This window comes from Mesorhizobium sp. M1A.F.Ca.IN.020.06.1.1, assembly GCF_004023265.1.
In the GTDB taxonomy this organism is placed as follows: Bacteria; Pseudomonadota; Alphaproteobacteria; order Rhizobiales; family Rhizobiaceae; genus Mesorhizobium.
On record NZ_RZSR01000452.1, the window covers coordinates 1 to 4674 of the forward strand.

The 4674-nt window shown below is 64.7% G+C and carries 3 protein-coding genes and 1 pseudogene; 2 read left to right on the forward strand and 2 right to left on the reverse strand.

The genetic code is table 11. The features are described 5' to 3' along the window. A pseudogene (locus EOA60_RS19490) lies at window positions 1-564 on the reverse strand (competence protein); the annotation flags it as partial. Between the two features lie 102 nt (window positions 565-666). Here EOA60_RS19490 and gltX point away from each other — a divergent pair. Together gltX and gltA are read left to right on the forward strand one after the other, a co-directional pair. After that, window positions 667-2091, forward strand: coding sequence for a glutamate--tRNA ligase (gltX, locus tag EOA60_RS19495; protein WP_067319911.1), 1425 nt, complete (start codon window positions 667-669; stop codon window positions 2089-2091). Window positions 2092-2272: 181 nt separating this feature from the next. Next, window positions 2273-3601 carry a citrate synthase gene (gene gltA, locus EOA60_RS19500; RefSeq protein ID WP_095777720.1) on the forward strand — a complete coding sequence of 443 codons (1329 nt, stop codon included), beginning with the start codon at window positions 2273-2275 and terminating at the stop codon, window positions 3599-3601. Window positions 3602-3680: 79 nt separating this feature from the next. On the opposite strand, the gene EOA60_RS19505 is transcribed toward gltA, so the two are convergent. After that, window positions 3681-4674, reverse strand: a 994-nt coding sequence (locus EOA60_RS19505; protein ID WP_128311751.1) for a lipid-A-disaccharide synthase, incomplete at its 5' end; no start/stop codon positions are given.

Here is a 4674-nt window from a genome sequence, read left to right on the forward strand (position 1 = left end):
GGCCATTTCCTCGGCGATGACGACGCGGCCTGTCAGCCGCGTCTGGATTTCGGAGCCGAGCATCGGTGTAGCGGCGCGCCAGGTCTCGACCTTCGCGGCGACGAATCCCAGCGCGCAAAACAACGCCGCCATAAAGACCAGGTGTGTCTTTAGCCAGGGACGCGAAACCGCCGCGCATAGAGCCATCAGCGCCACCGCCGCCAGCGGTCTGTAAAGATCCGGCTCGGCGCTCAAGGAATAATAGAGTATCACGCCGGCGGCCAGGAACACCGGCACCAGGAGGAAGCCGATGCCGCGGTCGAGCTCGGTGGAGGCTGCCTCGGCCACACCCCGGCGAATCGCGGAAAACGAGGCACGGCGGAACCGCCTGCGGATCAAGTCGATGGCTGCCGGCGGAGGCGGCTTCACGACGGCGTCGCCGTCCGAAATCTCGGTGGCCGGACGCGGCACGGGAACCCAAACCGGTACTGCCTCGGCAGGCACGGTGTCGGCAAACAGCAGGCGCTCGCTCACGCCAGCCGTCGTCTTCTCGCCATCCTCCGCACCCCGGCCACGTCCAGCCATCGGGTCTGCCCCTTGCGCCCCAGACCTCCTATGCTACATGAACGCCCACCGCGCGAAAGTCCGCGCAATCATGCCCGCTTCAGAGCTTCTTCCGAGAGTTCCATGTCCGACAAGGTCGTCACCCGCTTTGCCCCCTCGCCCACCGGCTATCTGCACATCGGCGGGGCGCGCACGGCGCTGTTCAACTGGCTCTACGCCAGGCACACGGGCGGCACGATGCTGCTGCGCATCGAGGACACTGACCGCGAGCGCTCCACCGAAGCGGCGACAGCCGCTATCCTGGACGGGCTGACCTGGCTCGGCCTCTCATGGGACGGCGAGGCCGTGTCGCAGTTCGAGCGAGCGCCGCGCCACCGTGAGGTGGCAGAGGAGCTCGTACGGCTGGGCAAGGCCTATTACAGCTATGAGACGCCTGCCGAGCTGGAGGCGATGCGCGAGGCGGCGCGGGCCAAGGGGTTGCCGCCGCGCTACAATGGCCAGTGGCGCGACCGCGACCCCTCCGAGGCGCCTCCCGGCGTCAAGGGCGCCATCCGCATCAAGGCGCCGACCGAAGGAGAGACCGTCGTGCACGACCGCGTGCAGGGCGAGGTGCGATTCCCGAACAAGGACCTCGACGACTTCATCATCCTGCGCTCGGACGGCAACCCGACCTACATGCATGCCGTCGTCGTCGACGATCACGATATGGGCGTCACCCACATCATCCGCGGCGACGATCACCTGACCAACGCCGCGCGCCAGACCGTAATCTACAACGCCATGGGCTGGACCGTGCCGTCGATGTCGCACATCCCGCTGATCCATGGTGCCGACGGCGCCAAGCTGTCGAAGCGCCACGGCGCGCTCGGCGTCGAGGCTTATCGCGCCATGGGCTATCTGCCGGAGGCCCTGCTCAACTATCTGGCCAGGCTCGGCTGGAGCCACGGCGACGACGAGGTGATGTCGATCAAGGATATGATCTCCTGGTTCGACATCGCCGACGTCAACAAGGGCGCCGCCCGGTTCGACTTCGCCAAGCTCGAGGCGCTGAACGGCGTCCATATGCGCAAGATGGACGACAAGGCGCTATTTGATATTCTCGTAGCCACCCTGCCCTATCTCGAGGGTGGCCCGGCGCTTGCGGCCAAGCTCGACGACAGGCGCCAGGCACAGCTGCTTGCTGCCATGCCGGGCCTCAAGGAGCGGGCAAAGACCTTGGTCGAGCTCGTCGATGGAGCCGGCTTCCTGTTCGCCGAGCGGCCCTTGCAGCTCGACGAAAGGGCTGCGGGGTTGCTTGGCAGCGACGCCCGCGCCATTTTGCGCGGTACCCATGCCGCGCTCGCCGCGATCTCCAGCGAATGGAGCGCCGCGACCGCGGAAGCCGCTATTCGCGATTTTGCGCAGGCAGGCGGCCATAAGCTCGGCGCCGTGGCTCAACCGCTGAGAGCTGCGCTCACCGGCCGCAGCACCTCGCCCGGCGTGTTCGATGTGCTCGCTGTGCTCGGCCGTGAGGAGAGCCTGGCGCGGGTTGCGGATCAAATCGATTAGGAGCGAACTGGCCCAAGAAGATTGGCATTGAAAGGTGTGTTTCGCAGTGCAACATTAGGCCTTGGCCCAATCTGGCACGCACCTCCTAAAATGCGGTGGCAAGTTCGCGCATTCCGGTGATTTCGACGTGTCGTTTGCAGGAATTGCCTTGCCGGCATGAGAAAACATAAAGGAGTTTGCAATGAGCGAAGCTGCGACAAAACTGGAATCGGGCGGCAAGGCGCGCGAGTCGACCGCAAGGCTCGAGCTCGCCGGCAAGACGCATGAATTCAAGGTGCGAAGCGGCTCGACCGGGCCCGACGTGATCGACATCGGCGCGCTGTACAGCACCACCGGGGCCTTCACCTACGATCCCGGTTTCACCTCGACGGCAAGCTGCGAGTCGGCGATCACCTTCATCGACGGCGACGCCGGCATCCTGCTGCATCGCGGCTACCCGATCGACCAGCTCGCCGAGCACGGCGACTTCCTCGAGGTCTGTTATCTCCTGCTCTACGGCGAATTGCCGACCAAGGCGCAGAAGGACGACTTCGACTATCGCGTGACGCGCCACACCATGGTGCATGAGCAGATGTCGCGCTTCTTCACCGGCTTCCGCCGCGACGCCCATCCGATGGCCGTCATGTGCGGCGTGGTCGGCGCGCTGTCGGCCTTCTACCACGACTCGACCGACATCTCGGACCCATATCAGCGCATGGTCGCCTCCATGCGACTGATCGCCAAGATGCCGACGATCGCGGCGATGGCCTACAAATACCACATCGGCCAGCCCTTCATTTACCCGAAGAACGAGCTGAATTTCGCCGCCAACTTCCTGCACATGTGCTTTGCCGTGCCGTGTGAGGAGTACAAGATCAATCCGGTGCTGGCGCGCGCCATGGAGCGCATCTTCATCCTGCACGCCGATCACGAGCAGAACGCGTCGACTTCGACGGTTCGTCTCGCCGGCTCTTCGGGCGCCAATCCGTTCGCCTGCATCGCGGCCGGCATTGCTTGCCTCTGGGGCCCCGCGCATGGCGGCGCCAACGAGGCGGCCCTCAACATGCTGGGCGAGATCGGCCATGTCGATCACATCCCGGAATTCATCGCCCGCGCCAAGGACAAGAACGACCCGTTCCGCCTGATGGGCTTCGGCCATCGCGTCTACAAGAACTACGATCCGCGCGCCAAGATCATGCAGAAGACGGCGCATGAGGTGCTGGGCGAGCTCGGCATCAAGGATGATCCGCTGCTCGACATCGCGATGGAGCTGGAGAAGATCGCGCTGACCGACGAGTATTTCATCGAGAAGAAGCTCTATCCGAACGTCGACTTCTATTCGGGTATCACGCTGAAGGCGCTGGGCTTCCCAACCACCATGTTCACCGTGCTGTTCGCGGTCGCCCGCACCGTCGGCTGGATCGCGCAGTGGAAGGAAATGATCGAAGACCCGCACCAGAAGATCGGCCGCCCGCGCCAGCTCTACACCGGCGCCACGGAGCGCGACTACGTGCCGATTGCGAAGCGGTGATTGAGCGAATAGCGAAATAGCGAGTAGCGAACAGTGAAAGAAACCCGTCGGCGCTCGCGCCTAGCCTGCTCGCTATTCGCTACTCCCTATTCGCTTTCTTGATGCACCCCAGCACCACCTCGGCAGCAATCTCGCCCGACGGCCTGTCGGTCGCCATGCGCCTGGCGATTTCGGCGAAACCTGCCCGCTGCCAGGCGCGCATGCCGGTATCGGCAAACAGGGCTTCCAGCTGACGCGCCAGGTTCTCCGGCCTGACATACTGATCGTAGAACTCCGGCACCAGCGCGCGATCGGCGATCAAATTGGGCAGCAGCGCCGACCAGGTCGTCACCAGATGCTGCAGCAGCTCCCTCGCGATCGGATCGAGCTTGTAGCTGGAGACCATTGGAACACCGCAAAGCGCAAGCTCGAGCGAAACGGTTCCGGAGGCGATCAGAGCCGCATCGGCCTTGCCGAAAGCCAACCATTTGCGCTCCGGATCGGTGATGATCTCGGGCTTCTCGTCCCACCGCGTGACAGATGTTTTCACCAGGTCGGCGACATGCGGCACCGTCGGCAGCATCAGCCGCAAGCGGTGACCGCGCTGATGCAAGACCGACATCGCTTTGCCGAACGGCTCGATCAGCCGGCGCACCTCGCCGCGGCGCGAGCCGGGCAGCACGAGCAGCGTCTTCACGCGATCCTCCGACAGGTCCCGCGGCAAGCTCTGCGCCTTCGCGGCGCCAAGCACGCCGGGATCCTGGGTCAGCCGGTGGCCGACATAGGTGCCGGGGGGCCCACCAAGTCGGGTGAGCGCCTTCACTTCGAAGGGCAGGATGCAGAGGATGTGATCGACATAGGGCTTCATCGCCGCCGCCCTGCCCGGCCGCCATGCCCACACGCTCGGGCAGACATAATGGACGATCGGGATAGCGGGCGCGGCGGCGCGGACCCTTTTGGCGACCCGCAGCGAAAAATCAGGGCTGTCGATGGTGATCAGGCAATCCGGCCGCTCCGCCGCGATGGCGCCGGCTGTTTGACTGATCCGGCGCATCAGCCGCGGCAGGTCGCGCAAGACGGCGCTGAAGCCCATC

Coding starts and splice junctions, on each gene's coding strand:
- gltX (WP_067319911.1), top strand. CDS start 667: ATGTCCGACAAGGTCGTCACCCGCTTTGCCCCCTCGCCCACCGGCTAT.
- gltA (WP_095777720.1), top strand. CDS start 2,273: ATGAGCGAAGCTGCGACAAAACTGGAATCGGGCGGCAAGGCGCGCGAG.